The following is a 1268-nucleotide window of genomic DNA, read 5'->3' on the forward strand; positions in this document are numbered from 1 at the left end:
CTCACTGCAACGCGCCTACACGGAGGTCGGCGAGCTCCTTGGAGTATCTCACCACACGTTGCGGGCCTGGTACCGTGACAGCGCTTCAATACGCGATGACTCTAACGCTTCAGGCGTCGAAACAATGGAAGAAGAACTCAGGCGTCTGCGCCGCGAAAACCGCGAACTGAAACGAGCAAACGGGATTCTTAAGACAGCTTCGGCTTTTTCGCAGCGGAACTCGACCGACCCACGACCAAATGATCTCCACCTAGCTTTAGTTTTCGTATGGTGGTAAGAACACGTCGTAACCCGGAACTACATCATATGAATACAGTTCCCATCTCGCTTCCTCTAAATCGATGGATTCGAAGGAAAGTGTAAATACTTGGGGAGTGGCCGGTGCCGTATTGTTTTCGATTAATTTAAGTTGTTCCTCTACTGCAGAAGAAAAATGAATCATCTCTTTACTTATCTTCTGAGCAAACACCCCGGTCTCTTCAATTAAATAAAAGGATTGACAGCCGGAAGACTCGAAAACGAGCACGCAAGTGGACCCTTCAACCTTGGGAGCTATAGAACGATCCCTCGATCTGAATACCGACAGAGCATTTGCCCAGCGACGGAAGGTACGGTTCCTCACAGCGACGTCCTCTTGAGTAGCTTCAATTCGGGAAATCGTAGCACTCCAGCCACCTCTTTTTTCGATCCCCTCGCGCCCCAGAAACGCTAGTGCAGTTATTGGGTGTTCTCGCCGAATCTTAAAGGCTTGGTCTGATAGAAAGGTCACCAGAGCATCAACGGCTTCCACGCACCTCTTCATCTCGTCACCACTCGGCGTGTAGCCTTCATGAACCGCTCGATTCCTCAATTGGGCAACATACTCTGACCAACCCACAATCGCGGGAGGCACATTTTTACGCCACCCCTCATCGGAATAGAATCTACTCAGCTCATTGAGAACTAAGTACTTTATGCTCTGCGGGTAGCCTTTACGCGTCAAGTAGTTGGCTGTTGCATCTTCGGGTCGTATCCGCTCTTCCCAATGGTTGTGCTGCAGAAGGTCTTCCAAGAGCGACTCACACGCGGCAGCATACATGATTGCCGCAGCTCGGTAATTTCCGTCTTGAAAACGATTAAGATCTGCCTCACGACGAAAATCCAAATAGGTGGTAAATGGACCATCTAGAGACAAGCTCGTAAGCGAAGGCAAAATCCACTTATCGAGCTCATCGAAATTCCCTAGGCCGAAGGGGCTTAAGGGGCTCTTCCGGTTTCGGAGTGCGTAG

1 protein-coding gene and 1 pseudogene are annotated in these 1268 nt (G+C 50.2%); one reads left to right on the plus strand and one right to left on the minus strand.

The window, feature by feature from the left end:
• Positions 1–248: pseudogene (locus tag HMPREF3149_RS14035) on the plus strand (transposase); the annotation flags it as partial.
• 8 nt (positions 249–256) lie between these two features.
• Here HMPREF3149_RS14035 and HMPREF3149_RS13495 read toward each other — a convergent pair.
• On the minus strand, positions 257–1268 hold a 1012-nt coding region (locus HMPREF3149_RS13495), incomplete at its 5' end, for a hypothetical protein (protein ID WP_210385383.1).

Origin of the sequence: Corynebacterium sp. HMSC05E07 (genome assembly GCF_001807225.1) — a bacterium.
In the GTDB taxonomy this organism is placed as follows: domain Bacteria; phylum Actinomycetota; class Actinomycetes; order Mycobacteriales; family Mycobacteriaceae; genus Corynebacterium; species Corynebacterium singulare.